At 41.7% G+C, this 24,904-nt stretch carries 22 protein-coding genes; 13 read left to right on the forward strand and 9 right to left on the reverse strand.

The window, feature by feature from the left end; genetic code table 11:
- The 3 genes from EHQ62_RS17655 to EHQ62_RS18620 form a co-directional block, all read right to left on the reverse strand.
- Entirely contained in the window at window positions 1-357 is a 357-nt protein-coding gene (locus EHQ62_RS17655) for a M23 family metallopeptidase (protein ID WP_135645282.1), read from the reverse strand.
- 54 nt (window positions 358-411) lie between these two features.
- On the reverse strand, window positions 412-1,068 hold the full coding sequence (locus EHQ62_RS17660) for a hypothetical protein (RefSeq protein ID WP_135645284.1): 657 nt from the start codon (window positions 1,066-1,068) through the stop codon (window positions 412-414).
- A 186-nt stretch (window positions 1,069-1,254) separates the two neighbouring features.
- Window positions 1,255-1,422: a hypothetical protein gene (locus tag EHQ62_RS18620; RefSeq protein WP_167482901.1), complete on the reverse strand. Its 168-nt coding sequence runs from the start codon at window positions 1,420-1,422 to the stop codon at window positions 1,255-1,257.
- A gap of 264 nt (window positions 1,423-1,686) precedes the next feature.
- On the opposite strand from EHQ62_RS18620, the gene EHQ62_RS17665 reads away from it, so the two are divergent.
- The 6 genes from EHQ62_RS17665 (at window position 1,687) to EHQ62_RS17690 (ending at window position 8,390) form a co-directional block, all read left to right on the forward strand.
- Complete coding sequence (locus tag EHQ62_RS17665) at window positions 1,687-2,325, forward strand: hypothetical protein (RefSeq protein ID WP_135645286.1); 639 nt, start codon at window positions 1,687-1,689, stop codon at window positions 2,323-2,325.
- 66 nt (window positions 2,326-2,391) lie between these two features.
- Entirely contained in the window at window positions 2,392-3,582 is a 1,191-nt protein-coding gene (gene mreC, locus EHQ62_RS17670) for a rod shape-determining protein MreC (RefSeq protein ID WP_135645288.1), read from the forward strand.
- Window positions 3,579-4,094: a rod shape-determining protein MreD gene (gene mreD, locus EHQ62_RS17675; RefSeq protein WP_135576698.1), complete on the forward strand. Its 516-nt coding sequence runs from the start codon at window positions 3,579-3,581 to the stop codon at window positions 4,092-4,094. The genes mreC and mreD overlap by 4 nt, the downstream gene beginning before the upstream one ends.
- A complete protein-coding gene (gene mrdA, locus EHQ62_RS17680) occupies window positions 4,091-6,028 on the forward strand; it encodes a penicillin-binding protein 2 (protein ID WP_135645290.1) in 1,938 nt (645 codons plus the stop codon). The genes mreD and mrdA overlap by 4 nt, the downstream gene beginning before the upstream one ends.
- Window positions 6,028-7,542: a rod shape-determining protein RodA gene (gene rodA / locus EHQ62_RS17685; protein WP_135645292.1), complete on the forward strand. Its 1,515-nt coding sequence runs from the start codon at window positions 6,028-6,030 to the stop codon at window positions 7,540-7,542. Before mrdA ends, rodA begins: the two co-directional genes overlap by 1 nt.
- A gap of 8 nt (window positions 7,543-7,550) precedes the next feature.
- On the forward strand, window positions 7,551-8,390 hold the full coding sequence (locus tag EHQ62_RS17690; RefSeq protein ID WP_135645294.1) for a hypothetical protein: 840 nt from the start codon (window positions 7,551-7,553) through the stop codon (window positions 8,388-8,390).
- Window positions 8,391-8,843: 453 nt separating this feature from the next.
- Here the strand turns inward: EHQ62_RS17690 and EHQ62_RS17695 are convergent, their stop codons facing one another.
- Entirely contained in the window at window positions 8,844-9,773 is a 930-nt protein-coding gene (locus EHQ62_RS17695) for a bifunctional riboflavin kinase/FAD synthetase (protein WP_135645296.1), read from the reverse strand.
- 36 nt (window positions 9,774-9,809) lie between these two features.
- On the opposite strand from EHQ62_RS17695, the gene EHQ62_RS17700 reads away from it, so the two are divergent.
- Complete coding sequence (locus EHQ62_RS17700) at window positions 9,810-10,379, forward strand: LIC10729 family protein (protein WP_244241835.1); 570 nt, start codon at window positions 9,810-9,812, stop codon at window positions 10,377-10,379.
- On the opposite strand, the gene EHQ62_RS17705 is transcribed toward EHQ62_RS17700, so the two are convergent.
- The gene (locus EHQ62_RS17705; RefSeq protein WP_135645300.1) at window positions 10,380-10,724 is read right to left on the reverse strand and encodes an STAS domain-containing protein; all 345 of its coding nucleotides are present in this window, start codon (window positions 10,722-10,724) and stop codon (window positions 10,380-10,382) included.
- 119 nt (window positions 10,725-10,843) lie between these two features.
- Between EHQ62_RS17705 and EHQ62_RS17710 the strand changes: the two genes are divergently transcribed.
- Genes EHQ62_RS17710 through EHQ62_RS17720 form a run of 3 tightly spaced genes read left to right on the forward strand, consistent with a single transcriptional unit; the run spans window position 10,844 to window position 13,318 of the window.
- Window positions 10,844-11,563, forward strand: a complete 720-nt coding sequence (locus tag EHQ62_RS17710) for an LIC_12936 family protein (RefSeq protein ID WP_135645302.1) — start codon at window positions 10,844-10,846, stop codon at window positions 11,561-11,563.
- A gap of 28 nt (window positions 11,564-11,591) precedes the next feature.
- Window positions 11,592-12,287, forward strand: a complete 696-nt coding sequence (locus tag EHQ62_RS17715) for a DnaJ domain-containing protein (protein WP_135645304.1) — start codon at window positions 11,592-11,594, stop codon at window positions 12,285-12,287.
- 11 nt (window positions 12,288-12,298) lie between these two features.
- Entirely contained in the window at window positions 12,299-13,318 is a 1,020-nt protein-coding gene (locus tag EHQ62_RS17720; RefSeq protein WP_135645306.1) for a type I phosphomannose isomerase catalytic subunit, read from the forward strand.
- Between the two features lie 16 nt (window positions 13,319-13,334).
- On the opposite strand, the gene EHQ62_RS17725 is transcribed toward EHQ62_RS17720, so the two are convergent.
- The 4 genes from EHQ62_RS17725 to EHQ62_RS17740 are packed head-to-tail and all read right to left on the reverse strand — an operon-like array spanning window position 13,335 to window position 17,206.
- Window positions 13,335-14,201 (reverse strand): pirin family protein, encoded by an 867-nt coding sequence (locus tag EHQ62_RS17725; protein ID WP_135645308.1) that lies wholly within the window; start codon window positions 14,199-14,201, stop codon window positions 13,335-13,337.
- Window positions 14,198-15,286, reverse strand: coding sequence for a glycoside hydrolase family protein (locus tag EHQ62_RS17730; protein ID WP_135645310.1), 1,089 nt, complete (start codon window positions 15,284-15,286; stop codon window positions 14,198-14,200). Before EHQ62_RS17730 ends, EHQ62_RS17725 begins: the two co-directional genes overlap by 4 nt.
- 15 nt (window positions 15,287-15,301) lie before the next feature.
- A complete protein-coding gene (locus EHQ62_RS17735) occupies window positions 15,302-15,844 on the reverse strand; it encodes an SRPBCC family protein (RefSeq protein ID WP_135645312.1) in 543 nt (180 codons plus the stop codon).
- A gap of 42 nt (window positions 15,845-15,886) precedes the next feature.
- Window positions 15,887-17,206: an MFS transporter gene (locus tag EHQ62_RS17740; protein ID WP_135645315.1), complete on the reverse strand. Its 1,320-nt coding sequence runs from the start codon at window positions 17,204-17,206 to the stop codon at window positions 15,887-15,889.
- A 46-nt stretch (window positions 17,207-17,252) separates the two neighbouring features.
- On the opposite strand from EHQ62_RS17740, the gene EHQ62_RS17745 reads away from it, so the two are divergent.
- The 3 genes from EHQ62_RS17745 (at window position 17,253) to EHQ62_RS17755 (ending at window position 24,841) form a co-directional block, all read left to right on the forward strand.
- Window positions 17,253-18,227 carry a cysteine synthase A gene (locus EHQ62_RS17745; protein ID WP_135645317.1) on the forward strand — a complete coding sequence of 325 codons (975 nt, stop codon included), beginning with the start codon at window positions 17,253-17,255 and terminating at the stop codon, window positions 18,225-18,227.
- Window positions 18,228-18,680: 453 nt separating this feature from the next.
- The gene (locus EHQ62_RS17750; RefSeq protein ID WP_244241836.1) at window positions 18,681-24,407 is read left to right on the forward strand and encodes a LamG-like jellyroll fold domain-containing protein; all 5,727 of its coding nucleotides are present in this window, start codon (window positions 18,681-18,683) and stop codon (window positions 24,405-24,407) included.
- Entirely contained in the window at window positions 24,398-24,841 is a 444-nt protein-coding gene (locus EHQ62_RS17755) for a c-type cytochrome (RefSeq protein WP_208720722.1), read from the forward strand. Before EHQ62_RS17750 ends, EHQ62_RS17755 begins: the two co-directional genes overlap by 10 nt.
- Window positions 24,842-24,904: the final 63 nt, after the last annotated feature.

The following is a 24,904-nucleotide window of genomic DNA, read 5'->3' on the forward strand; positions in this document are numbered from 1 at the left end:
TTACCTTGGGATTTCAGATTTTAACATTTCTCTCATAAAGTAATCTGAGTTGATTCGATACCCGGAGATTTCGCCTCTTGAGTTCATGATGGGGTCATAGTATAACGCAGGTATATCTGGTCTACTGACAGTTGTAACTTCTACATGAAGGTGATTTCCTGTTGATGATCCAGTTGTTCCAAGGAGGCCAATTTGTTGCCCTCGCTTAATCTCGCCATTTCCGGGGATGGTAGGAACTTCATTCAAATGAAGGTAAGATATTTTATAATCTATTCCGCTAACAGTGGATATCATAGATAGGGAGTTTCCGTTTGCACTGAGTAAGCTAGGATTATAAATGTTTTGTGCGCCTCGCATTTATTTGATTGCCATCACTTGAATGTATAACCGACCGTGTTTTATCCTCGGAACTTACTCAGAAAGGATCAACGATATTCTATGCCAAACTTCCAAGGTCTTGATAGGTTTTGTAGTCTCTGCCATAACAAATGATTTTGAATCCCCATACACCGGTGTGTTGTCAATTATGGAATGCCGTAAAACTTTTATCTCATTATTTGCAAATGTAAAATAAATAAAGCTACCTTGCCTTTCGACATTCGAATTATTGATCTCACAGTCAATACGTTTGATTATGAATTCTTCTGTTTTGGCATCCGATCGATTTACAGGATTCTCAATAAAATAATTACTGTCTTTACGATAGATTTTCCCTTTTTGCTTCCAGACAGTTATTGTACCATCGGGACCATGCTCGACAATTTTAATTTTACCCTTTTGATCTAGATGAAACTTCATTCCATAATCGCCGATATCCCATGTCTTTCCAAAAAAGTAAGCTTCAATTCCTTTTGCTTTAATCTCATCTATAGCTTTCACACAAGTGAGTGATTGTTTTTCTTTTACACAGGGCTTTCCCCAATAAAAATCACCTTGAACGATTTTAGGACATTCACTTTTGATCTTTTCTAATTTATCATTAGGCTGTGCTATATTTTCTATACAAGAAAAAGATAGTACGACAATTGTAATGAGAATTTTTAATAGTGGTTTTGAATCAATCTTCATGTTGAATATCTCCTATTGATCTTGTGGTTTTACTTTATAAAATTCACTACGTTTAAGATAGCTAAAGTCTGCATGACTGATCCAACGGGTTACTGGCCCATGAGGCTTATAACTCTTAGAAATCATATATTCTAAGTAACGAGTCTCTTCGTTAAACCTCTTATCTACAATCATATACACATGGTCCTATTTCATCGGACCGTTTTCTGATACTCGCTTTCTTGTTATTCCAATTTGACCAACTTCTAAATCAGGAACTTTAAAACCATCGTCTTTTTTTGCTATTCCAACATCCTTTTCGATGAGTGGACTTGTTCTTTCCAATAAATTTGATGCCTGTCTAAAATACTCCACTCCGTTTTCATGAGCTTTTTTATTAGCAATTAGTAGCCCGGTCCCAAATTCGGAAACAAGTGCACCAACAAACGAAAGCTACTTTGATTCAAAATACCTTAGGGGATTCGCCACAAAAGTATTCAAAAGTTTTCGTCTCAAAAGATAACTGCCGAATAAGAGATGTTTTGTGTTCAAAGGGAAATCGCAGGAAGAGAAAAGAACTGAGAACATATGTGAAATTCATTCTGATTTTTTCCCCCACTCCCTTTCGTCTAACCAACAATGTTCCCAGAAAAACCAATCTGGATCTGGAAGGGAAATCCTGAATTTGTCCTCTTACAACTGGTAGGCCTAATCCTATTTTTTTATTATGCCTTTCGGATCAGCGCCTACTTCACCCACCGATTTGAACTCATCCAAATGCATAAGAAACGACTCGACCGCTTGGCATTCAAGGCAGGTTGCAACCAAGGAGAACGATCCCTCCTCCAATCCTTCTACAACCAACTGGACAGACGCCACCGTGTTCTACTCGCCCACAACCACGCCAAAGAATACTTACGAGCCCACCTCTTACAATTTGTTTCCCATTTGGACAAAGAGGAAGAACGAACCTTTCTCTCCCTCGTAGCCAAGTTTTTGGGAACCGCGAAAGACAAATCACCCGCATTCGGCATTCGCGAGTTTGTACTTGTGCATTGGGGAAGGGAATCCTACCTGGCACAGGTCGTCGACCCGGGAACCGCCGAGGTAAGAATCAGGTTCAGTCCAACCAAACGAAACGGTGGGGCTCCGAGCCAAACAAAAGTCACAGTGTTTCGGGAACCAAAAGGGTTTCGGTCCATCCAAGGCAGTGTGGAAATGGAGACCTCCTCCACTTTTTATTTCCGCCCCCACGAGACAAGAGAGCCCCCCGAATGAAAATTGGGCCAAAATCGATTCGCGCTTGAAAGATTCTTTCCACGAAAATTAATGTGACATAAGTCCATGAAGTGGAATCGTATCAACCAAAATGACGAATTGTTTTCCCTACTTTTCGTATTCCTGTTTTCCTTTACTTCCCTAATTTGGAACGGCAACTTCATGGTAAGAGGGATTGCCAGCTTTCAGGGTGTAGGCGACTTTTTTTCTGGGTCCTTTGATTCCTTTGGATCCCTGATCAAAAGTAGTTATAACAAACTTGAATCCTTTGAACGGGTGAGAGAAGAACGTGACTCCTGTTTGAACGTGATGGAAGAATACCGCCAACTCTCAAAAGATGTGGAACGCCTCAAAGCAGAAAACGCCATCCTCCGCCAAGAGTTAAACTTCCCACTCCGCACCGAATACCCATCGGTTCGCGCGGAAGTTCTCAGTGTTCGTTTGAATGCCATTTACCGAACCATCATCATCAACAAAGGATCTGAATCGGGTATTAAACCTTATATGCCAGTCGTAGCACGCGCGTTAGACGAAAAAGGCAAATTCACAGAGGCACTTGTCGGAAAAATCATCGCTGTCTCCAAAGGTTCAGCTGTCATCCAACCCATCATCAATTCCAACTTTTCCATGGGAGTCTCCATCCCTGGCACCAATTTATGGGCATCTCTCAATGGGAACAGTGGCCGCGGAACCGATGTTTTACTCGACTACATTGATTCTGGGATCGTGATTGATCCAAAAGCGATCGGAAATTTTCCAATGGGACCAAACCCACCTCCTACTTCAGCGAACACAATGTTCACAGAAGGGTTTAGTAAAATTGGGAAAGCAGTGTTTAGTTCTGGTGGATCGGGTGTTTTCCCTCCAGGCATCCCAGTTGGAACGATCATTGAAGAAGGCCCAAGGAATGGTTCCTTTAAAACAGCCATCTTACGTCCGTTTGTTGAATTTGATAACCTCTTACATGTGATTGTCTTAAAAAAACTTCCAGAGAAATGGCGTGAAGAGTGGCCTGCAGAAAAAACAATCCAAATCGAAGGCCCATACTTTGGAGAAATTGATTTCCCTAAAGAAAAAGATTATAACAAAAAAGAAAAAGAGAAAAAACAAGGAACACAGGGATTTGGTGGGCCAAGTACGTTTGGTACGCCTAATACAGGACGAACCAATCCAACCACAAATCCTAGTTCTCCATCGGAGCCGTCTCCTTCCCCATCTCCTCAGACCATGGAAAGTCCAAAAGAGGTGAACCCATGATTTTAGATAAGGTATTCATCATCATAGGCCTGTTACTTGCTCATTTTCTAAATGGATCCAATGTCTTTGAACTTGGAAATGCCGTAAGACCAGACTTTATGGTGATCTTTGTTGTGTTTTTTGCACTCCGTAAAGGACCTATGTATGGACTTTGGTTGGGATTTTTTGGAGGCCTTCTCACTGACACTGCACTCGGTGGTGAAATTGGTGGGGACAATCTTGTGTATTACAAAATTGGCCTACATTCCTTTTCCTATGCCATTGTGGGTTACATCGTTGGGAAGGGGTTACGAAGTTCGTATACAGAAAACTATATTTCCATCACAATTTATATTTTGGGTCTTACGTTTGTTTCAAGGCTCATCACATATTTGTTGTTTCTTATGTTCTTTCATTCTAACCATAGTTATTCGTTTTTGTATGTTTCACTTTACAATGCTTTCCTCGGGCCCGCACTTTTCTTTTTGTTTTCGTGGGCATATCGATTGGATGGAGATGAGGTGCGGCAATGAGCCAGTCGGCATCTGAGTTTCGTTTAGAAGCAAGTTTCCGGAAACGATTGTACTTCTTTACTGGAATGATTGTTTTTACGTTAACTGCGTATATTTTACAATTATTCAACTTACAAATTGTGCAAGGGAGCGAAAACTCTCTCAAAGCCGAACGATTTGTCCGCCGTAGTGAATCCATTCCTGCTGATCGAGGCAATATCTTTGATCGTAATTTTTTAACTCCTGAAACAAGCCAACCCCTTGTATCGAACTCTGCATCCCTTGATGTGATCCTCAATACAAGTTTGCTAAAAAACGATGCAAAAAAAGTAAAAGAATTCATTTATAAATTCTGTGAAGCACTTTCCATTCCCATTGTTTATTATGAAAAAGAATTACAAGAATCCCGCCTCATCAAAAAAATCCGCTCAAGAGAACCTTTTGTTTTACTGGAAGGGATTTCACGGGAACAACAAGAACGAATTTTAGTATTGGATAATATCAATCGTTATGTGTATCTTGTGTCATCCCCTGCTCGCGTTTACCATATGGGACCGGCACTCTCGCATGTGACAGGTTATGTGGGAAAACCAACCACCAGTGACTTACAAGAAAAAGAAATCAAAACCTACCAATTGATTGGAAAAGGTGGAATTGAATCCTTATATGACACTACCCTTCGTGGACAAGACGGCTTTCGCATCCAAAAACGAAACACAGAAGGAAACATCGAAGAAGAACGTGTCATTGAACATGCTGTCCCTGGGAATAATTTAATCCTCACCATTGACAGAGACATGCAAATCGCAGCATACAAAGCCCTAAAGGGTGTTAGGGGAACTGTGCTTGCCATCAAAGCAACCACCGGGGAAGTGTTGGCCATGGCATCAAACCCTGCCTATGATCCTAATATTTTGTCTGGAAAAAATAAACTCGAAAGATCAAATCACTTCACTCGAGTCACAAACAACGGTGGGTTTTTAAACTTAGCAATCCAATCTAGGTTCCCACCGGCATCCACATTCAAAACCTTGGTGGGTCTTGCTGCCATGGAAAGTGAACACAAAATCAATTATGATCCCAAACAAACTTTTTCATGCCCAGCCAGTTTTACTTTAAAATCAACATTTAAAGGTGTGCCAGACCAAGTTTTTTATAACTGGGACAAAAAGAACCACGGCGAATTAAACTTAGCACAAGCCTTGGAAAAATCCAACTCAGTTTATTTTTACCAATTGGGATACAAACTGGGTGCAGAACCTATCCTCGCCTATTCTAGGTTATTCGGTTTGGATAAAAAAACAGGAATCGATTTACCAGGAGAAGCCACTGGATTTATCCCAAGTTCCGATTGGAAAAAGAGAACTTATGGAAACAAGTGGTTTGATGGGGATACGGTAAATTTATCCATCGGACAAGGATTTATTTCAGTTACACCAATCGAGATGGCTTTGTTTTATATGGCAGTTGTGAATAATGGAAAAATTTACAAACCGTACGTTGTGTCCGAAATTAGAAGCCCACTGGACAACTCCCTCATACAAAAAACAGAACCTACCATTTTACGTGATATCCCTCTCAAAAAATCCACGGTGGAAGCTTTAAAAGAAGGATTGTATTTGGTTGGGTATTCTGGAACGGCATCTGGAGTTTTGAATTCTCCAAACTTACCAGAAATCGCTGGAAAAACAGGAACTGCACAAACAAGGCGTAGAGGTGCATCTTCTTCCAATCACGCCTGGTTTATTGGGTATGCTCCAGTCAATGCGCCTGTCGAAAAACAGATATTAGTTGCCGCTTTCGTAGAATATGGAGTTGGTGGTGCGGCTTCTGCGGCTCCTGCAGCAAGGGAAGTTTTTAAAGCTGCATTCCCTCCAGGTTCTTTCCCAAGAACTGATAGATCCCGTGCCAAAACCATGGAAGAAGAAGCACCAGTCGAACAAGAGGCATTTTAATGGCTGATCGTAATACAGAAAAACTCGATTATTTTTTAATTTTCTCCGTTGTTCTCGTGGCAATGGCTGGTGTCCTCACTCTTTATACACAAGAGGCAAACACGGCAGATGCATTGGGACGATGGTACAAACAATTTTCATTTGTATTTGTTGGTCTCATTGCAATGTGGTTTATGTCGAGGATCAACTACCAATTGATTGGTTCGTATGCACTATTCATTTATCTATTTTCCATTTTCCTCCTTGTGATCACCCTTATCCCAGGCATCGGATACCTTCCTTCGGGTCGTGGGGCAAGGTCTTGGTTAAAACTTGGTCCCATCACCCTACAAGCCTCAGAGTTTTCTAAACTTGCGACAGTGATTTTACTTGGCCAGTATCTTGTGATGAAAGAAAAGGAAATGCACAAAATTACAGTGCTGATCATTCCATTTATCATCTGTTTGGTGCCGATGCTTTTTATCATCTTACAACCAGATTTTGGAACTGCGGTTTCTTTTTTACCAATGTTATTCACCATGTTGTACTTAGGTGGGGCCGATATTTTACATGTTGGCTCGCTTCTCACTTTTGGTGGGATCTCCCTTATGGTACCAATGTACCTTGCTTATTCACAACTCACGCTCATCCAACCACTCATCGATTTGCTACGTAAAGATAACAAAACAGAACTTGTATCGCTTGTGAACCAACTCCAAGGGAAAATTTGGCTTATCTTAGATGGGAAAAAAGTATCGGGTCTCACACTGCCTGGGATCGAAAATCCCAAAAACTTACAGATGATCCGTGAGGCCGCAGAAATTGTAAAAGATGAATATGCAAGCATAGGATATAAAATTTTATCGAACGAAGCCTTTATGTTTGGCCTTGGTGGCACACTAACACTCATTAGTTTGGTGATGATTTTCATTCGGATCGCACGTGGTTCAAGGCATCTAAGAAATTATTACATCACCATTGGGATTTTGGGACTTTCTGTTCTTTCTGCCATTGCAGTTCACAAATCCATCCCTTTCCGTGAAAACCAAGTGATCCGACTCACTGCCTTTTTAAACCCTGACCAATTCAAACAAGGGGCCGGTTACCAACTCCGGGCATCCAAACCTGCGGTTGGATCTGGAAAGGTTTTTGGAAAAGGACTTTTTCATGGAGAGATGACAGAAGGCAGGATCCCACATGTTCCCGAATCGGGAACAGACTTTATCTTTGCATCATGGGCAGAACAAACTGGATTCTTTGGAAGTGTATTGTTATTATTCTTTTTGATGTCCATCCCACTGCGCGGATTACAAATCAGTTTTGAAAGTAAGGACAGATTTGGTTCATTACTCGCGGCAGGAATTGTTGCCATGATTTTTTTCCATATTGCCATCAATGTGGGAATTGTGATTGGACTTCTTCCTGTAACAGGTGTTCCACTCACCTTTATGAGTTATGGTGGATCTCACTTGGTGATGGCGATGACAGCCGTTGGTATCATTTTATCGATCAAAAAACGTAAGTTTGCCAACTAACAAAGACCATGAAGCCCACCAAAAAAATTCTGGATGCAGATGAGTTTTTCGAAACGAAGGTAAAATTAGAAGAAGAACTCATCCGTTTAGAAGGATTAGAGCGGGAAGTGAATGAACAAATTTTGAAGTTAGTTGGCCTTTCAGAAAAACTCATCAAAACTTCAGAAACAAACGAATCCCCTTATTTTTTACAAAGAAGCAAACGATTAAATGCCGAAATCATAAAATTTAAAATCAGAAACGAATACAAACAAAAGGAATTTGATTCCATTTACCACATCTTAAACAAAATCAAATCTGAAGATAAAATAGAATTTTTAGATTCGGCTCTCAAAAATCGAATCACAAAAATTGCCAAACGATTGGTAAACAAAAAACAAAGTGAAGGGATTACAAATTCAAAAAACACGAACCCTTCTTTCACCGAAAGGGTGCTGAACGCATCCCATTTGGCAAAAACAAATCCAACCAAACCACTAGCAGGCAAACTCGTTTTTATTTGTTATGTGTTAGAGGGCGTAAATTTCCTATTACCAAAAAAATCATACCGTATCCTTCGGAATATCCCTGCCTTCAAAAAACAGATCAGAATCAAAGACAAATTGATTTCCATGTTCCCTGGCCCTGGTTTTGTCCTAATGGAAGAAGGTGAATCAAAAAACAAACATGTGATCCTTATGAAAAATGCAGAGAAAAAAGAATGTGGTTTTTATTTTGATGAATTAAAAGAAGATTGGGCCATTTCCAAATCCTCTCTCGATGCCATCTTAGAAAAAGAATCCAACCACAATTCCATCCTCGGCAAAATCAAACGCAAAGGAAAACTCTACCACATCATCAAACTATAACAATCGTCTCACCACACCTAACTCTCATTTATCGTCGCGTGCCTCAAATCTAGCTCTTATTCGCGCACCTAACTTTCGTTCATCTCCGTGCGCCTCAACCCTAGTTCATATTCGTGCGCCTCAACTCTCGTTCATCTCCGTGCGCCTCAACCCTAGTTCATATTCGTGCGCCGCACTGAGTTCATCGAAGTGCGATCCGCGCCAGCGATTGGAGCGGAAATCCTTTCCATGGTTTACAAACAATTTGAGACAAAAATTAAATCAGGAAAGATTGGAGCGAAAAGCGCGGTCATTTTATAAAAAAAATAAAGATCTAAAAGGAATTTGAGGCGCCCACATAACAGCAACCACACCACTGCCACCAGATCACAGATGCTATATCACCGATTCTATATTACAGATGATAGATCACAATTGATAGGTCACTGAGTTCATCGAAGTGACGAGTTTCCATTAAAACTGCAAAATTTGTAAACTTGTTTCTTTGTCTTTTGTGAGTTGGGCTTTTAATGCTTCGATGCCTTGGAATTTTTGTTCCTCTCGGATTTTTTTGACCATCTCCAATTCGATTTCTTTGCCGTATAAATTGTCATCAAAATCAAAGATGTTTACTTCCACATGCAAACCTAACCCATCAAAGGTGGGATTAAAACCTATGTTGACCATTCCCTTATGGTCTTTGCCATCAAATTTGACAAAACAAGCATACACACCAACAGAAGGGAGGAGTTTGTCACTCGGAACGTGAAGATTGGCGGTTGGGAATCCTATCGTGCGGCCTCGTTTGGCACCTTCCACAACAGTCCCAGTAATGTGGTAGTTACGACCGAGTAGGTTTTTTGCTTCTTCCATTTCTCCTTTGTCAAGGAATCCACGGATGAGGGAGGAGGAAATTTTACTGTCTTTCTTTAAAACTGCTTCTCGTAGTTCCACCGCATAACCATACTTAGTTTTATTGGAATTGAGTAATTCAAAATCTCCGCGGCGTTCTGCTCCAAAAAAATGATTGTATCCGATGACGATGTGTTTGGCGTGCAAAGTTTTGATCATGATGTTTTCCAAAAAGTCTTCTGCAGACATTTTGGAAAGCTCTAAGGTAAACTCTAAAACAAGAAGATAATCTATCCCAAACCCGCGGATGAGTTCTTCCTTTTCCTTTTCGGAGGAAAGGTATTTGAAATTTGGTTTTTTACCTAGTACGACGGAAGGATTTGGATAGTAGGTGACAACAACCGAAGGAATTCCAAGTTCTTTTGCTTTTTCGACCGTGCGTAACAAGAGTGTTTGGTGGCCAACGTGGATTCCATCAAAATTCCCGAGTGTGAGCGATGAACCACTTCGGAATTCATTTTGGATCGATTCTAAAGAACGAATAATTTTCAAAGGGGGACTTGTCTCGTAATCCGATACTTGGAATAGGTGTTACCATTGAAACTACGAACCCTACTCCTTACGGCAATCTTTTTATCAACCCTTGGTGCACTCTCCTCAGATGATTCCAAAATTCCCAAACAAGAATTTGGACTGGAGGAAGGTTTACTCCCAGAAGACATTTCCACTTTTCCTGAACTCAAAACCTGGGCCATTTACCAATCCTATGAACTAGAGCCCGATTCCCCGCACCTTGGTTTAGCAGATTCCATCTGTCGAATGGTGCCAGAATCTGGACTTCGGTTTTTACTCGAAAAACCAAGTAATACAAAATCCACAGTGTATCTCTACTTAGATTTGACCAAGTACAGACCACTCAAAGGTTCCAAGTTCAAACCGAGAAAATTACAAATCCTTGTGAATGGAAAACCCAAACGTTCCCTCCTCACCGAAAAAAACCATGGATTCCAAAACCCAGTGGAAATCCCGCTCGAACCTTCCGAATACCCAGATGGAAAGATTTATGTGGAGTTAGTGCCGAGCCAAAACTCAGTGGGACGTTTTTGGGGGATATGGGATGCGTTTGTTGTGGAAAACCGTTTGGAGGAAAAAGAGTGATTAGACCGCGTATTTTTCGCGGTATTCGTCTTCCCCAATGGTTTGGAAGTAACTGGTAAGCCCTGCTACTTTGAAAACCTTCTCAATGGCTGGTTTCATATTGGCAATCGAGAACTTCCCTTGCAATTCTTGGACATAATTCAGCTGTTTGATGAGCATTCCAATCCCAGAAGAGTCAATGTAGTTGAGTTTCTCCAAATTGATGATGACATGGAGGTTTGGTGCAGGTTGGCTTGGGATATTGGTTTCGAGGAAGTTTTTAAAATCTAAGGAAGTGTAGATGTCCAAACTTCCAGAAATGCTGATCACAAAGGCGTCTGCATTCTTTTTCAGATTTATTTCCATGGGAGACCTACCGCAAGCCTCCTGTTTTTACGTTTTTTATTCAACCTTATTTTTAACAAATTAATGATTTCATTTCAAAAGTCGAAAATAGATATAGAGTCTACTATCTGGGAGTTCGTATGCGTACCTCGTTTGTCTTAATTTTTACCTTCTTCTTCACCGTTGGTCTTTTTGCCGCGGATGAAAAAAATGAACCTGTGAGCCAAGCAGATGCCCACAAACTGAATCCAGATGGAAGCATTGCACTCATTCCCTATAATGCAAAACAACAGCAGAAAATCGAACGGATTGGCAAGGAAGTGGATGATTACCATGCCATGATCAACGAAAAGGTGAAATTCCTTAGTTTTGAGAAAAAAATCAAAGACAGTCGTTATGGCCAAGTATCCAGCGCACGGGAAATCCACCTCCCTTATGAGCCGAGTTATGTGATGCACAGTCGTTTTGTGATGAAACTAAAAGGTGGTGGCGGTGCTGAAGGTGGTGGGTTTTCCCTTGATGAACTTTCTTTCTGGTCTCGTAAATCTCTCACCGAAAAAGGAAAAGACCCTGTTACCACTTACCGTGAATTAAAAAATAGTACGGCTGGTGGAGTGAAGGGCCTTGTACTTTCTGTTCGTACTGTGACCAATGCTGATGACAATACCCTCACCTATGAATTGGAAAAAATCCAAAGTCCATGGGAAAGGATCCGATTGGCAACAGCTTACCGTGATAGACTCCGCGAAGTGGCAAGAACCATTGACCGATACATCCAAGCAAAAGGAAAATTAGAAGCAAAAATGGTTTCTGAATCCGTTATGGAAGTCTCTGTGAGTGGTGATTTCGAAGAACCATAACATGTATTAGGTGGGATTTGAAAAGAGAATGCCACCACAAAACACAAACCTATACGAAGTACTAGAAATTCCCTTTGGTGCAACGACGGAAGAAATCAAAACTTCATTCCGTCGTCTAGCCAAACTCTACCACCCTGATATCCCGAACACCGGATCCTATTCCAAATTCCAAAGTTTACATTTTGCCTACCAAACTCTGACAGGCCTTGCCAGAAAGCAGTATGATGAAGAGTTTAAAAAAAATTATGCCAAAGAGTTCCTAAAACGAAAACTAGAAGAACACCCCATCGTTTTACCTGTATCCCGAGTTCGGTTTACGACAGGGATCATGGACCTTGCCAAAAGGGGCCTGATGCGAAAAGGATTTCGAAACAAGGATCGAAGGAAAGTGACTGGGATTGATTATGATCTGGTGATCGATCTAAAAGAATCAGAAATCATCCGGCCCGTGATTGCCGTGATCCCACTCACGGTTCGCATCGTATGTAGGGACTGTATGGGTAGTGACCCTCACTGCCCTGCCTGCAATGGCCGAGGGAGTTATAAAGGGTATCGCAAGTTAAATGTAGAATTCCCAGTATCTTCCCTTGTCCCATCCAAGGTGTTTGAGTTTGATCTCTCTAAATTCCGACCAGATTCTTTCACCCATTTTAAGAAAAAATTCCTTCGGGTCAAACTCCTTGTGCATAAAAATATCCCTTTACGGACAAAGACCGCCGTCTAAAACGGAAACGGATGGAGAGGATTCCAAAAGTCTTATTTGTTACCCCAATTTACAAAGAAAAGATATGGGGTGGCAGAAAATTGGAATCCCAATTGGGACGAAAGATCCCTGAAGGCCTCATTGGTGAATCCTGGGAAGTCTCCGTCTACGATTCCGATATTTCACTCATTGAAAATCCTGAGTTCCAGAACCTTCCCTTAACAACACTCATCCAAAAAGCACCCAATGAAGTGCTTGGAAAACCGTTTGCAAATGCTAGTTTGCCCCTGCTTGTCAAAGTCATCGATGCCAAAGAAAAACTTTCGGTGCAAGTCCACCCCGATGATGCCTATGCCCTGAAGTATGATCCCAAATCCAAAGGGAAAAAAGAATGTTGGTACGTTTTGTCCGCAGACCCTGGTGCGGAACTCGTAGTTGGTTTTGGAACCCAAACAAACCGTGAAGACTATGAATCTCTCGTAAAACAAAATTTAGGTGAATCTGTCTTAAAAAAATGGCCAGTGAAACCGGGGGATGTATTCCTTCTGAATCCTGGCACCATCCATGCCATTGGTGGTGGTGTGGTACTTCTCGAAGTGCAACAATCCTCTGATTCTACCTATCGTGTGTATGATTATGGTAGGATTGGTGATGATGGAAAACCAAGAGAACTGCATTTAGAAAAGGCATTGTCTGTTTTGAATTTTGAAGCATCCAAGGGTGAGGAAAAATTACAAAAAACTCTGCTTGGCCACCATCCCTTTTCCCGGTATCTTTTCACATCCAATGACAAATTTAGGTTAGAGTCTTGGGAATTCAACCAAGCACAAAACTTCACCTTTGCACCGTTAAATGAACCTTCTTGTTTTGGGATCTTTTTTACTGTATCCGGTTCGGTTTATTTTCCTGAACTGAGGCGTATGGTGGGTCCAAATGAAACATTTTTTGTCACAGCATCTGGATTTGTCGAAACCATTTCTGCATCAGCTTCTCCAGGCACAAAATTAGCGTATATGTCAGCAGGAACTGATCTGGTAAAATACCAGTCGTAAAAAAGATTTTTTTGATTTATGACGAACCTGGTAAAGGAATCCGATCGGTTTCACCAGGCACTTTTGGAAATTCATCCTTTGCCCATCTTACCTTTGCTTCATCAATCAAAGTTTGGTCAGTAGAAACAAAGTTCCAATACAAATGTCTTTTTTCTTTGAGTGGTTCTCCACCTAACAACATCAATCGGCTGTTTTGTTTGGCTTTAAAGGTTACTTTAGTTCCTTTTTCAAACAACACCATTGATCCCATGGCATAGGACTCCCCCTCTGATTCGATGGCTCCGCGGGTTACATAGAGTCCTGCTTCTTCCTCCGAACCGAGTTTCCATTCAATCAAATCGGATTCCATTTTTAAATCAATGTCTGCATAAAACAAAGGAGAGTGTACGATTGCTTTCGATTCTAATCCTAAAAACTTACCACCTAACAAGCGAAATGTAACACCGTTCCCATTCCAAACTGGGATTTCAGTTTCGGAAAGGTGTTGGAAACTTGGTTCCATCTGTTCTTTCTCTTTTGGTAACGCAATCCAGGTTTGGATGCCTTCTAACACTTCATATTTAGGATCAAACTTAGACCGTTCACTGTGTACAATACCATTCCCCGCTACCATCCAATTGGTTTCACCAGGACGAATGTCCATCTCCACTCTTAGGCTATCTCGGTGGGTGATCACCCCATCATATAAAAATGTGATGGTCGCAAGCCCAATGTGCGGGTGGGCACGAACCACAAGTTCTTCGCCAGTGACAACAGGTACAGGTCCAAAATGATCAAAAAAAACAAAGGGTCCCACCGATCGTTTTTCTAACGCCGGTAATACGCGACGGATGATAAAATTGTCTCCTAAGTCTTTGGAATGTCCGACGAGCGATTTTGTCATTTGGATTTAGACTTCTTTGGTTTTGGTTTTGTTGGTTTCTTTTTTGCCGAAACTTTCGAATTCGTTTTGGCCTTACCATTGGATTTGGTTTTGGACTTTTGTTTTGAACCCGATTTGGAATTCCCTTTTGATTCTTCTACCTTTCCGACAAACAGTCCAATCGCCTCTTTCCCTTTTGTCCAATGGGCTTTGTCCCTTGCATTGAAATAGAGGATAAAGATATTTTCAGCTTCCGAATACTTAACATCGCAGGCATAAACATGGCTTGCTTTCCATCCTCTTCCCGTTGGCCCAAGGATAGGAGTTTGGTTGATCCGTTCAAAATGGATCCCATCTTCACTTTGTAAAAAAAGGATCGCAGAACAGGATTCCTTTCGAACCGGGTTCCAAAAAATTCCATTTTGAAATCCTAAGTACCTTCCTTTCCAAGGGATGACCTTGATGGAACCTGCACCTAAATTACAAAAAGGATCCATTCCATTGGGTGAAATGATAGGTTCTGAAAAATAGGAAAACGGACCCAGGGGAGAACTTGATTCTGCCACCGTAATGTATTTGGGTTCACAAAAACCACAATCAGGGACCATCACAAGGGAAGAAGAAAAGTACATTCTGTACTTATTTCCAAACTTTACAAGGCAAGGATTACTGACAGATTCACCATAGTTTGGATCTTTGTGAAAGGGAAATTTAGGAATGATGACCGTTTTTGGTTTTGACCAATGTTTTAGGTCTTTACTTGTTTTTACTTCAATCCTTGATTTCCATTTGCGGTAGGGAAACCAAGACATAAGCACATGGAAAAATTTATATTTTTCATAATACAAATAATAGGTTCCCTCTTCAAAGTAGATAAAGGGACGCATTGCATTCCATACAATGGATTTCTTTTTTTTCCAAGTGATTCCATCTTCCGATACATACTCTAACACACCAAAGATGTTATGCGCAAATAAATGCCAGAGTCCATCGGGACATACCTCTGGGAATAAAAAACTGGGATCGGCCAAGATGGGAGATGGGAATCCAGGTTTGAGAATGGGGTCGTCTTGGTAGAGTTGCCAATAGATATTTTGTATGTTCAAATGAAATGAATTTCCTTATTTTTCCAAAACAGTTTTTAGATTCGAAAGTCCTTCTTCAAAATCGTTCCCAATCATTTCTTCAAAGTCCATAAAAAGTAACATCAAATTAAATGGATAAGGCATCGATCCATCAAATCCCCAAATGACTTTGGATTTTTTGGGATCAAGAGAAGATACCTTCATATAACTTCTTTCGGTGCCCTCAAATGGTTCAAAAAATCTAAGTTCGGTTTGCATCTCCATTGCATCAGCATTGATCATTTTGATTTCTTGTTCGCCAATACCAACATCTTTCACTTGGCTTTCCCATCGTGAAACAAACCCAACAGTTCCGTCTTCACCAGTGAAGATCTTTTTCATATCGGGATCACGTTTGGCCCATACACTGTACTGGTCTTGGTTTTTTAAAAGGCGTATGAAGGTAAAAACCTCTGATGCCGATTTTCCAATATCAATGGACCTTTCCACTTGGTAACTAGAAGGTAAAAAAATTGCCAACACAAGTGGGATGGCAATGATACCGATGATTCCGATTGCGATCTTTTTGCCTAGATTCATAACTCGTAAATTTGGATCAAAATTTGATCTCCGTCAATTGATTTACCCTCTTGGCCTTAAATTCCAACTAAAAATCAGAAGGAAAATCGCGATGAGTGTGGAAACCAAAATGGCACCAATTGCGACATCCCATGAATAATGTGTGGATAAAAGAGCAAGGCCCTTACCTTGCGTTGTGCGACCAAGAGAACCAAAAAGACCAATGAATCCGGCCGCAGTCCCCACGGCTTTTTTGGAAGTAAAATCCATGCCAGCTACACCTAACAACATAACAGGCGGATAAATGAAAAGTCCAATCATTCCAAACAAAACATAATCGATCCAAATATTCCCGGGAGGATTTACCATGATTCCCACAAAAGCAAAAAAGATAGGAATGATACAAAGTAAACTTACCATCCCGCGACGGCCTCCCAACCGATCAGAAACCCATCCCATAAGTAATGTGGAACCAATCCCACCAAATTCCAAAATCAAAGTGGAATAACCTCCACCTAATATATCAGCACCTTTCGTTTCTTTTAAGTAAGTTGGGCCCCAATCGATCAAACTGTAACGTATGATGTATACAAAAAAATTGATAATCGCAAATAACCAAATGTATTTGTTTAATAATACTTGTTCCACAATCAGTTGTTTGGTGGTAAGTTCCTTTTCGTGATCTTCTTTTTCTTCTGGTGGGTAATCATTCCGATACACTTCGATCGGTGGAAGGCCAACGGATTGTGGTGTGTCCACAAGTCGTTTATAAACTAAATATGCTTCAATCAGGGCAATGAAACCTGGAATAAAAAATGCGTATTGCCATCCATACTTGGCTGCAGAGTGAGATGCGACAACACCAACAAGTCCTCCTCCAATATTATGTGCAATATTCCAAAATGCAAACGTAGTACCCCTTTCTCCAACGGAATACCAATGCCCAAGAGAACGACCACTAGGTGGCCAACCCATTCCTTGCACTAAACCATTGGCTCCCCATAAAAACAGATGTACCCAATAATGATTCGCAAATCCAAATGAAAAATTCAAAATGGCAGTGAGAAAGAGTCCAACTGCCATAAATTTTTTGGGATTGGATCGGTCCGACAAAGCACCCATAAAAAATTTTCCAATCCCATAGGTGATAGCGGTCACTGCCAAGATATCACCTATCTCTGATTTGGAATATGACAATGCTTCTCCAATTTCTTTTGAAACAGGAGAAAAGTTATTACGAGTGAGGTAGTAGACCGTATAACCGATGAAAGTTGATTCGAGTACTCGGAACCTATATTTGGGGTAAAGAGTTTGAATTTCTGTTTCGGATTTTTGTGGGATGGCAGGCGCTGGGGAAAACCACTGCCGAATGGACTTGTACATAAACTTGGAAATTGGTATCTAATAGAAAGGAGTCAAGTGTATTCTTATGGAAACAACAATTCGAAATGGATTTACCGATACAATTGGAAACACCCCACTGATCCGTATTCGTTCATTAAGTGAAGAGACAGGTTGTGAAATTTTAGGAAAAGCTGAATTTTTAAACCCTGGTGGGTCGGTGAAAGATCGTGCAGCACTTTACATCATCGAAGATGCAGAAAAAAAAGGCCTCTTAAAAAAAGGGGGGACCGTCGTTGAAGGTACTGCCGGGAATACTGGCATTGGACTCACCCATATTTGCAATGCAAAAGGATACAAAACCATCATTGTCATCCCAGAGACTCAATCCAAAGAAAAAATTGAAATGTTACGCACATTAGGTGCAGAAGTCATCTTAGTTCCGGCAGTTCCCTATTCTGATCCAGGAAATTATGTAAGGGTCTCTGAAAAAATTGCCAAGGAAACTCCCAACTCCCTTTGGGCCAATCAGTTTGATAACCTTGCCAATCGGAATGCTCATTTTGAATCCACTGGCCCAGAAATTTGGAACCAGACCCAAGGAAAAATCGATGTTTGGACCACATCCATTGGAACAGGTGGGACCTATGCTGGCACAGCTCTTTATCTCAAATCAAAAAATCCGAACATCAAATGCATTGTCGCGGATCCGTATGGATCGGGAGTGTATTCATTAGTCAAAACAGGGAAAATTACCATTGAAGGTTCGTCCATCACAGAAGGGATCGGGCAAGGTCGCATCACTAAAAATATGGAAGGTATGCCCGCCGATGACGCCATTCGCATCCACGACAAAGATGCCCTTACCATTTTACAAAAAGTATTAAAGGAAGATGGACTCTTTATGGGAGGCAGTGTGGGGATCAATTTAGCAGCCGCCACCCAAATCGCCAAACAAATGGGACCAGGTCATACCATCGTTACCGTGTTATGCGACACAGGAACCAAGTACCAATCTAAAGTTTACAATCCTGAATTTTTACAATCCAAAGGACTGATGTAAATTCTAATGAGACAAAATCTTGACCACTCACCAACTAGCCAGTTCCATACGGTGGGTGCTGGACTTCGTTCTGAAAGTAGTTATTTTACCTTTTGAGTTGAGCGGATTGTTTGCAATTTCTTTCCCATTTCCATTTTAGATTGAATCTCAATTGGAGTGGTAGTACTTACAGTGAACTGGGATTTCTCACAGAATGTCTTTCCTAGATTCTCTTAAAAAAATATAGATTTTCTCTGGACGAAATCGATTCTCAACTGTTATCATTCGATAGATATGATGATGACGGGAAAATATTTTTTTGGATCCAAGGGGGGTATTTCCTTCCTTCAAAAACTTTTCCTTTCCTTATTCCTCCTCCCGATCTTTGGGTGTTCGTTTCCAAACATCAATCGGTCCTTTTTAGAGACTTTCACTACATTTCGTTTTTTGCAGGCGAACACCCTGGCTTATACTGTGAGCTTTCGTGTTTCAGGACTTCTCGGAACTGGACTCCAAATGGAAAACAATGGCGAAGTCCTGGAAGTGACTAACGACGGCACTTATACGTTCACAAAAAAAATCAACTCAGGTGCCACTTATAATGTAACTGTCAAAACTCCACCTTCTTCCCCGATCCAAAACTGTATCGTATCCTCTGGCCAAGGGACAGTCCTCAGTGGGAACATTGAAGGCATCCAGGTGGTTTGCGGAGACGCCTTGTATCTGATCAGTGGAACAGCCACTGGGCTTTCTGGCAATGGACTCCAGTTGCAAAATATAACTGGGTCCGGGACTGACACCATCAACGTCAATAGCGCAAGTTTTTCTTTCCCACCACTGCCTGCCGGTGAAACTTATAACTTTAGCATCGTAAGCCAACCCACAAACCCTAGCCAAACTTGTTCCATCACCTCACCTGGTGTTACATCAGGAACCATGACCACCACACCGATTCCTGTGACCATCAATTGTAGTACCAATTCCTACGCGGTGAATGCACAAGTGATCGGAATTTTAGGAACACTGAGTGTTGGAAACGAACTCAAACTTACGTTAGATGGTGCAAACACGATCGACGTCACAACGGACGGAACTTTTGCATTTCCAGGAACCTACTTGAGTGGTGGGACTTTTTCTGTTTCCATTGATAACCCAGGTGGTGTGATCACAACAGGAGTGTGTACCCTAGTATCTAGTTCAGTTACTGTGGGCAATGGTACAACGACTTTCGCTGTGAATTGTTCCAATGCATTTCTAGTGGGAGGCTCCGTATCGAGCCCTGGTGGAACCACAACAAGTGTGTTAGGCGGGGCAGTGACCTTGGATTTGGTTCACACAGGAGGAACACCTGCATTTGTCACACAATCTGTTTCGGTAAACCCTGGTGTTGGCACATTTACCTTTGGTTCCACCATTCCCGGCGGAGTGGACTATGAAATTGTAGTATCCGCCAATCCACCAAACCAAGTCTGTACGATTACCGCAGGAGCAACACATTCAGGTATCGTTTCTAATATGTCGAATGCAGTTCTCAATTGTAGTTTGACCTTACCTAGTTTTTCACCCGTATCAGGTTCTGTATTCAATGATGACGGAACGGTTACCCTCTCTAGTTTGATCCCTGGTTCCGAATACCGCTACACATTGGGAAATGGTGCACAAGCAGACCCCACTTGTGCGACAGGAACCGTGACAACAAGTACGGTATCCCTTACAGACAATTCCCAAGCCGTCATCAAAGCCATTCATTGTAAAGTAGGATGGGATCCCTCACAAGTGGTCACATCTTCTTATGCTCTAAAGGTTGCGACACCAACTCCTAGTTTGGCGACCGGTGCATTTTTAGATTCAGGGCAAACAGTAAGTTTTAGTACGACCACAACCGGAAGCACCTGGGTTTGCCATACGAATGCCGTTGCAGTACCTGCCGATCCCGATTGTGGAATGGCAGCAAACACGTGCAATACGGGAGCACTTGGGAATTACGTATTTCCAACTCCAGGTGTTTCTGAGAACGTAAAAGTGAGGATGTGTAAAGTAGGTTTTGCACAAAGTGACATACTCAGTGTCAATTACCAACCCAATGTTTACACTGTGGGTGGAACCATCAGTTCACTCACAACTCCCTTTGGAGCCGGAACTTTTGTTTTACAAAATAATGGTGGTGATGATTTAACAATTGCAAGTAACGGAACCTTTACCTTTAACACGGCACTACCTACAGGAACGAACTATTCAGTCACCGTTTTCTCTGCCCCACAAAACCCTTGGCAAAATTGTAGTATAACAAGTGCAAGCGGAACAGTCACCAATGGAGCCGTTACCAATGTTGGCATCATTTGTTCCGTAAACCTATACAATATGAGTGGAAATGTGACTAGTACTGTTAATTTGCCTACTGGTTTAACCATTACCAACGGCATCGATTCGATTAACGTTCCCGCCGGTGCCACTTCCACTCCCATTACTTTTGCGACACCACTTGCCAGTGGGACTGGTTATGAAATCCAAATCACCCAAGAGCCACCTGGATTTGTATGTGCGGTCCAATCCGATGTGACTGGTACAATGCTTGGTGCCAATATCACGAACATTGCTGTCAATTGTGTTGCTGGTTATCGGTATGGGAATGCCATTGGGGCACAAAAACTTGCACCAGTACAAATCCATTACTTTCAAGGTGAAATCGCAACGGCGGCAGGACAAGTCACAAGTGGAGCAAGTGATGGCCTTGCTGCCACAGCATCCTTCAATGATATCAATGGGATCACATTCGATGGAGCAAAGGGTTACATTGTCGATTCAGGAAATCATAAAATCCGTGTTTTCAATCCAATGACCAATTCAGTTTCTTCTCTTGTGGGATCGGGATCAGCTGGTAATACGGCTGGCTCAGGTGTCAGCGGTAGTTTCAATTTACCCAAAGGCATCACAACGGATGGAACCTATTTATATGTCACAGAAACTTTAGGAAACAGGATCAAACGTGTTCTCATTAGCACAGGTTATGCGGAAACATTTGCTGGAGACGATTCTGTCGTTTCACCTGCAAATGCTTTGGCTGATTCTTCTGATCCCCTTGCTGCTAGGTTTGCTTCTCCTGCAGGGATCGTACTCGATGATGGCAAACTCTATATTGCTGATCGGAATAACTCTGCCATCCGTGTGTTGAAGATTAGTTCAAGGGAAGTCACAACCCTTGTGAGTGGTGGGGATATTAATTTCCCGGAAGGGATCACGGTAATCGGTGATTACCTCTACACCACAAACTTAGGAACCCATAACATTACAAAAACACACAAAGTCACGGGTGCCACATCAATCCTTTGTGGAAGTTCCCTCGATGGTTACATGGATGCTTCTGGTTCATCAGCTGCTTTTAATTCACCGTATGGAATCACTTCAGATGGTATCTTTTTGTATGTAGCTGATTTTGGAAACAACCGGATAAGAAGGGTGCATAGTGAATCAGGAGAAGTGATCACAGTAGCAGGATCAGGAAACTTAGGCCTTACCAATTCGATCGGTGTCGATGCCAATATCCAATCTCCAAAGTACATCACAAATGTGGGTGACGTCATTGTGTTTGGAACTATGCACACATTGCGGTCATTAAAATCAAATAAATTCACAGCCTTCTATCCGTTAAACGGTTCCACTTCCAATTTTTTAGGAAATCAGACTATCACTGCGATTGGAAGTCCTACGTTTGGGAGTGGTAGGTTTGGAGAAACGAGCGGTGCTGCCACAACATCGATTGGAAATGCTGGTACCGCTCCCTCTCCAGGCCCTTCTGTGAATAAGGTCACTTTATCGAGTTGGTTCCTTTGGGATGGTACGAATCCTGGATCCGCAAAAGTAATCTTTTACCATGGGGATTTTACAAGTAATGGTTATGGTTTATTCATTGATGCGAGTGACCAATTGTCAGTTTACCGCGGTGGTTTTACACCTGTCTCCACTCATACAACCATCATCCCAAACCAATGGACCCATGTTGCCCTAACCATTGATAGTAATGATGGGTACAAAGTGTACATGAATGGGAATTTGGTTTTAAAGAGAACCATGCCTACGATCGCCATATCAGGTGATTTGACCGTAGGTGTTTCTTCCTCTGGGACTTTGTTTTTCCCAGGAAAAATAGCCGACTTACGATTCTACGAACGCGAGTTAAACGAAGCCGAAGTGAATGATTTAGCGAAAAATGCGGATAGCGCACTCGTCGGCAATTCCTATGCATCAAGGCCAATCCAGCTCATGGTGCAATATTCTTTTACGGGAGATACAACATCCACTGGTGCCATTAGCGGAAACCTGACATCATATGGATCGAATGTTTTCACCACAGGTATCGGAAGGCAGGCGAATACAGGAAGGCGTATGCGACTTGGGGGGTATTTGCAGGACCCAACTCTCAACGCATTGCCTCTTGGAAACCATCCAAGGAGCATCTGTGTTTGGGTGAACCCAGAACGTTACCCAGTCAACATCAATGAAAATGCAGCGATTTTGTCCTATGGAAATCCAGCTTCAAATGAAGCCTTCATCCTCGGAATGTTCAAAGATGCCGGTGGCAACCAAAGACTTCGGTTTGGTGGCCTAAATGGTTCTGAAATTTATATCTTTTATACACTCCCCCTCAATCGTTGGACTCACCTCTGTGGAACCTTTGATGGAAACAATGGTTGGTTGTATGCAGATGGAGTTGAGATTGCAAGCCAGACTATAAATGCGGTGAATACAACTCTTGGTTCTGGTTTATTCGTAGGAAGGCTCGACTCAAGTCCCTCTCAAACTTTCAATGGCAAACTCGATGAAATCAAAATTTATTCCAAGGCACTTACCGCAAAAGAAGTGAGAATCCTCTCTGCGCAAATCCCTGATGGTCTTGTGGCTCGTTTTGATTTTAATAAGGACTTCCAAGATGTGAGTGGGTTTGGCAATCCGACAAGTAATATGGGTGCCACACTCGTGGTTGATAAATATGGCCAATCCATCTCGGCCTTAAATACAAATGGTTCCACTTACTTAAATGTCATCACGACCACATCCTCCTTACCTAAAAAATTCCAACCGCGAACCGTATGTGTCCAATACAAATCAGGTGCCATCAATCCTGGAACCATGCTGAGCATAGGTCCAAACTCAGCCGACCGCATGATCGCGTTAGGTGCAGGGCTTACCAATTCAAAATACTTTTTTTCAGGTTATTTGAACGAAGTAGAGGAATTTTATTATAACCAACAGAACATTTGGCATTACCTTTGTGGTGTCTATGAAGGGCCAGCTGGTGGTTATGGAGCTTCCATCTACCACAATGGTGTGAAACTCATCACACAAGCCAAAAGCACTTGGGATGCCGATCCAAGTGTGTTCACAATTGGCATTCGCTCCGATTTGACAAGTGGATTCAATGGCCAACTGGATGAAGTCCTAGTATACAACAGAGCACTTACCATGGATGAAATCCAAGCCATCTCAGGATATGATCCAAGACAAGTGGCTTCCTGGAATTCCAATCCAGTCACAAGTTCTTTGAAACTCCACCTAAGTGCTGATAGTTTTTCCAATCTCACAAATTACTCACCAGTTACAAATTGGCAAGACCGCAGTGGGAATGGTGCTTCCTTTGTAGCAGGCAATCCTCCTTTATACCTGAGTGGTGGGATTGGTGGAAAACCAGCTGTTAACTTTGATGCTGGTAGTTCCCAGTATCTATACCGACTGAGTGCCACGGGTATCCCTGCCAATAGTTCAACCATGTTCTTTGTTCTAACAAGAAGTATCTTAGCCAACGGACCCATCTTCGAATCCAATGGTGGTGTCACTTATTACTTTGATTCTAATATCTTTCGGATGGGAAAAATATCGGAAGGGATCATTGGCTCTAGCTCCATTAACTTTAACCTCACTTACTTTCCCTACCTGGTAACGTTTGAACAATTGAATGGAGTGAATTTTTCATTTTTCTCAAGTGGTTTGAACCAAACCATTTCTACAGATCCAAATAAAACCTTCACACCAAGTGATCTTTATTTAGGATCAGATGCAGGTGCGTCTAATTTCTTTTCAGGAAATATTGGAGAAGTCATTTATTATAATAACACACTCGCAATCACGGGTCGTACGATTGTCTTATGTTATCTCTCTCAAAAGTACAATCTTGACTTAACCGGAGTACCCATCTATTGCGATTAACAGTAACTAGTTTGGATCGGGTGTTTTCGGTTTCTTTCCAAACCTCTGTTAAACAATGTTTTTTTGTTTTCACCTTGTGTTTTCTCTATTTCCAATGTAATGCGGAAAATGAGTCCACAAAAAAAGAACCTCCCCCACCGAAAGCCACCACCGTTCCTTTCCCAGAAGCCATGTACATCCAAAATGGTTGTATCTCTTGCCATGGACCAGAAGGCAATGGCCGAGGCACAAGGACTCATTTGTTAAAGGATGCAAGGATTCCGAATTTCCAAGATAAAACGACTTATGTGAATGGATCATCAAAAGAAGCCATAGCCAAAAGTATCAAAAACGGAATTCCAGGCAGTTACATGAAAGCATATTCGCATATGCGTAAAAACGAAATTGATGCCTTAGCCGAATACATTCAAAAAATGCAGCGAAACAATCGATAATCACAAACTAGATTCATAGATAAACATTGGTCATTTCAAAGATCTCAATCAAACATCAATCAG

The sequence above is a fragment of the Leptospira jelokensis genome (assembly GCF_004769635.1).
Lineage (GTDB): Bacteria > Spirochaetota > Leptospiria > Leptospirales > Leptospiraceae > Leptospira_A > Leptospira_A jelokensis.

Bases quoted from the DNA above. Each gene is read 5' to 3' on its own strand.
- EHQ62_RS17655 (WP_135645282.1), bottom strand. From the start codon at position 357: ATGCGAGGCGCACAAAACATTTATAATCCTAGCTTACTCAGTGCAAAC.
- EHQ62_RS17660 (WP_135645284.1), bottom strand. From the start codon at position 1,068: ATGAAGATTGATTCAAAACCACTATTAAAAATTCTCATTACAATTGTC.
- EHQ62_RS17665 (WP_135645286.1), top strand. From the start codon at position 1,687: ATGTTCCCAGAAAAACCAATCTGGATCTGGAAGGGAAATCCTGAATTT.
- mreC (WP_135645288.1), top strand. From the start codon at position 2,392: ATGAAGTGGAATCGTATCAACCAAAATGACGAATTGTTTTCCCTACTT.
- mreD (WP_135576698.1), top strand. From the start codon at position 3,579: ATGATTTTAGATAAGGTATTCATCATCATAGGCCTGTTACTTGCTCAT.
- mrdA (WP_135645290.1), top strand. From the start codon at position 4,091: ATGAGCCAGTCGGCATCTGAGTTTCGTTTAGAAGCAAGTTTCCGGAAA.
- rodA (WP_135645292.1), top strand. From the start codon at position 6,028: ATGGCTGATCGTAATACAGAAAAACTCGATTATTTTTTAATTTTCTCC.
- EHQ62_RS17690 (WP_135645294.1), top strand. From the start codon at position 7,551: ATGAAGCCCACCAAAAAAATTCTGGATGCAGATGAGTTTTTCGAAACG.
- EHQ62_RS17705 (WP_135645300.1), bottom strand. From the start codon at position 10,724: ATGGAAATAAATCTGAAAAAGAATGCAGACGCCTTTGTGATCAGCATT.
- EHQ62_RS17710 (WP_135645302.1), top strand. From the start codon at position 10,844: ATGCGTACCTCGTTTGTCTTAATTTTTACCTTCTTCTTCACCGTTGGT.
- EHQ62_RS17715 (WP_135645304.1), top strand. From the start codon at position 11,592: ATGCCACCACAAAACACAAACCTATACGAAGTACTAGAAATTCCCTTT.
- EHQ62_RS17720 (WP_135645306.1), top strand. From the start codon at position 12,299: ATGGAGAGGATTCCAAAAGTCTTATTTGTTACCCCAATTTACAAAGAA.
- EHQ62_RS17725 (WP_135645308.1), bottom strand. From the start codon at position 14,201: ATGACAAAATCGCTCGTCGGACATTCCAAAGACTTAGGAGACAATTTT.
- EHQ62_RS17735 (WP_135645312.1), bottom strand. From the start codon at position 15,844: ATGAATCTAGGCAAAAAGATCGCAATCGGAATCATCGGTATCATTGCC.
- EHQ62_RS17740 (WP_135645315.1), bottom strand. From the start codon at position 17,206: ATGTACAAGTCCATTCGGCAGTGGTTTTCCCCAGCGCCTGCCATCCCA.
- EHQ62_RS17745 (WP_135645317.1), top strand. From the start codon at position 17,253: ATGGAAACAACAATTCGAAATGGATTTACCGATACAATTGGAAACACC.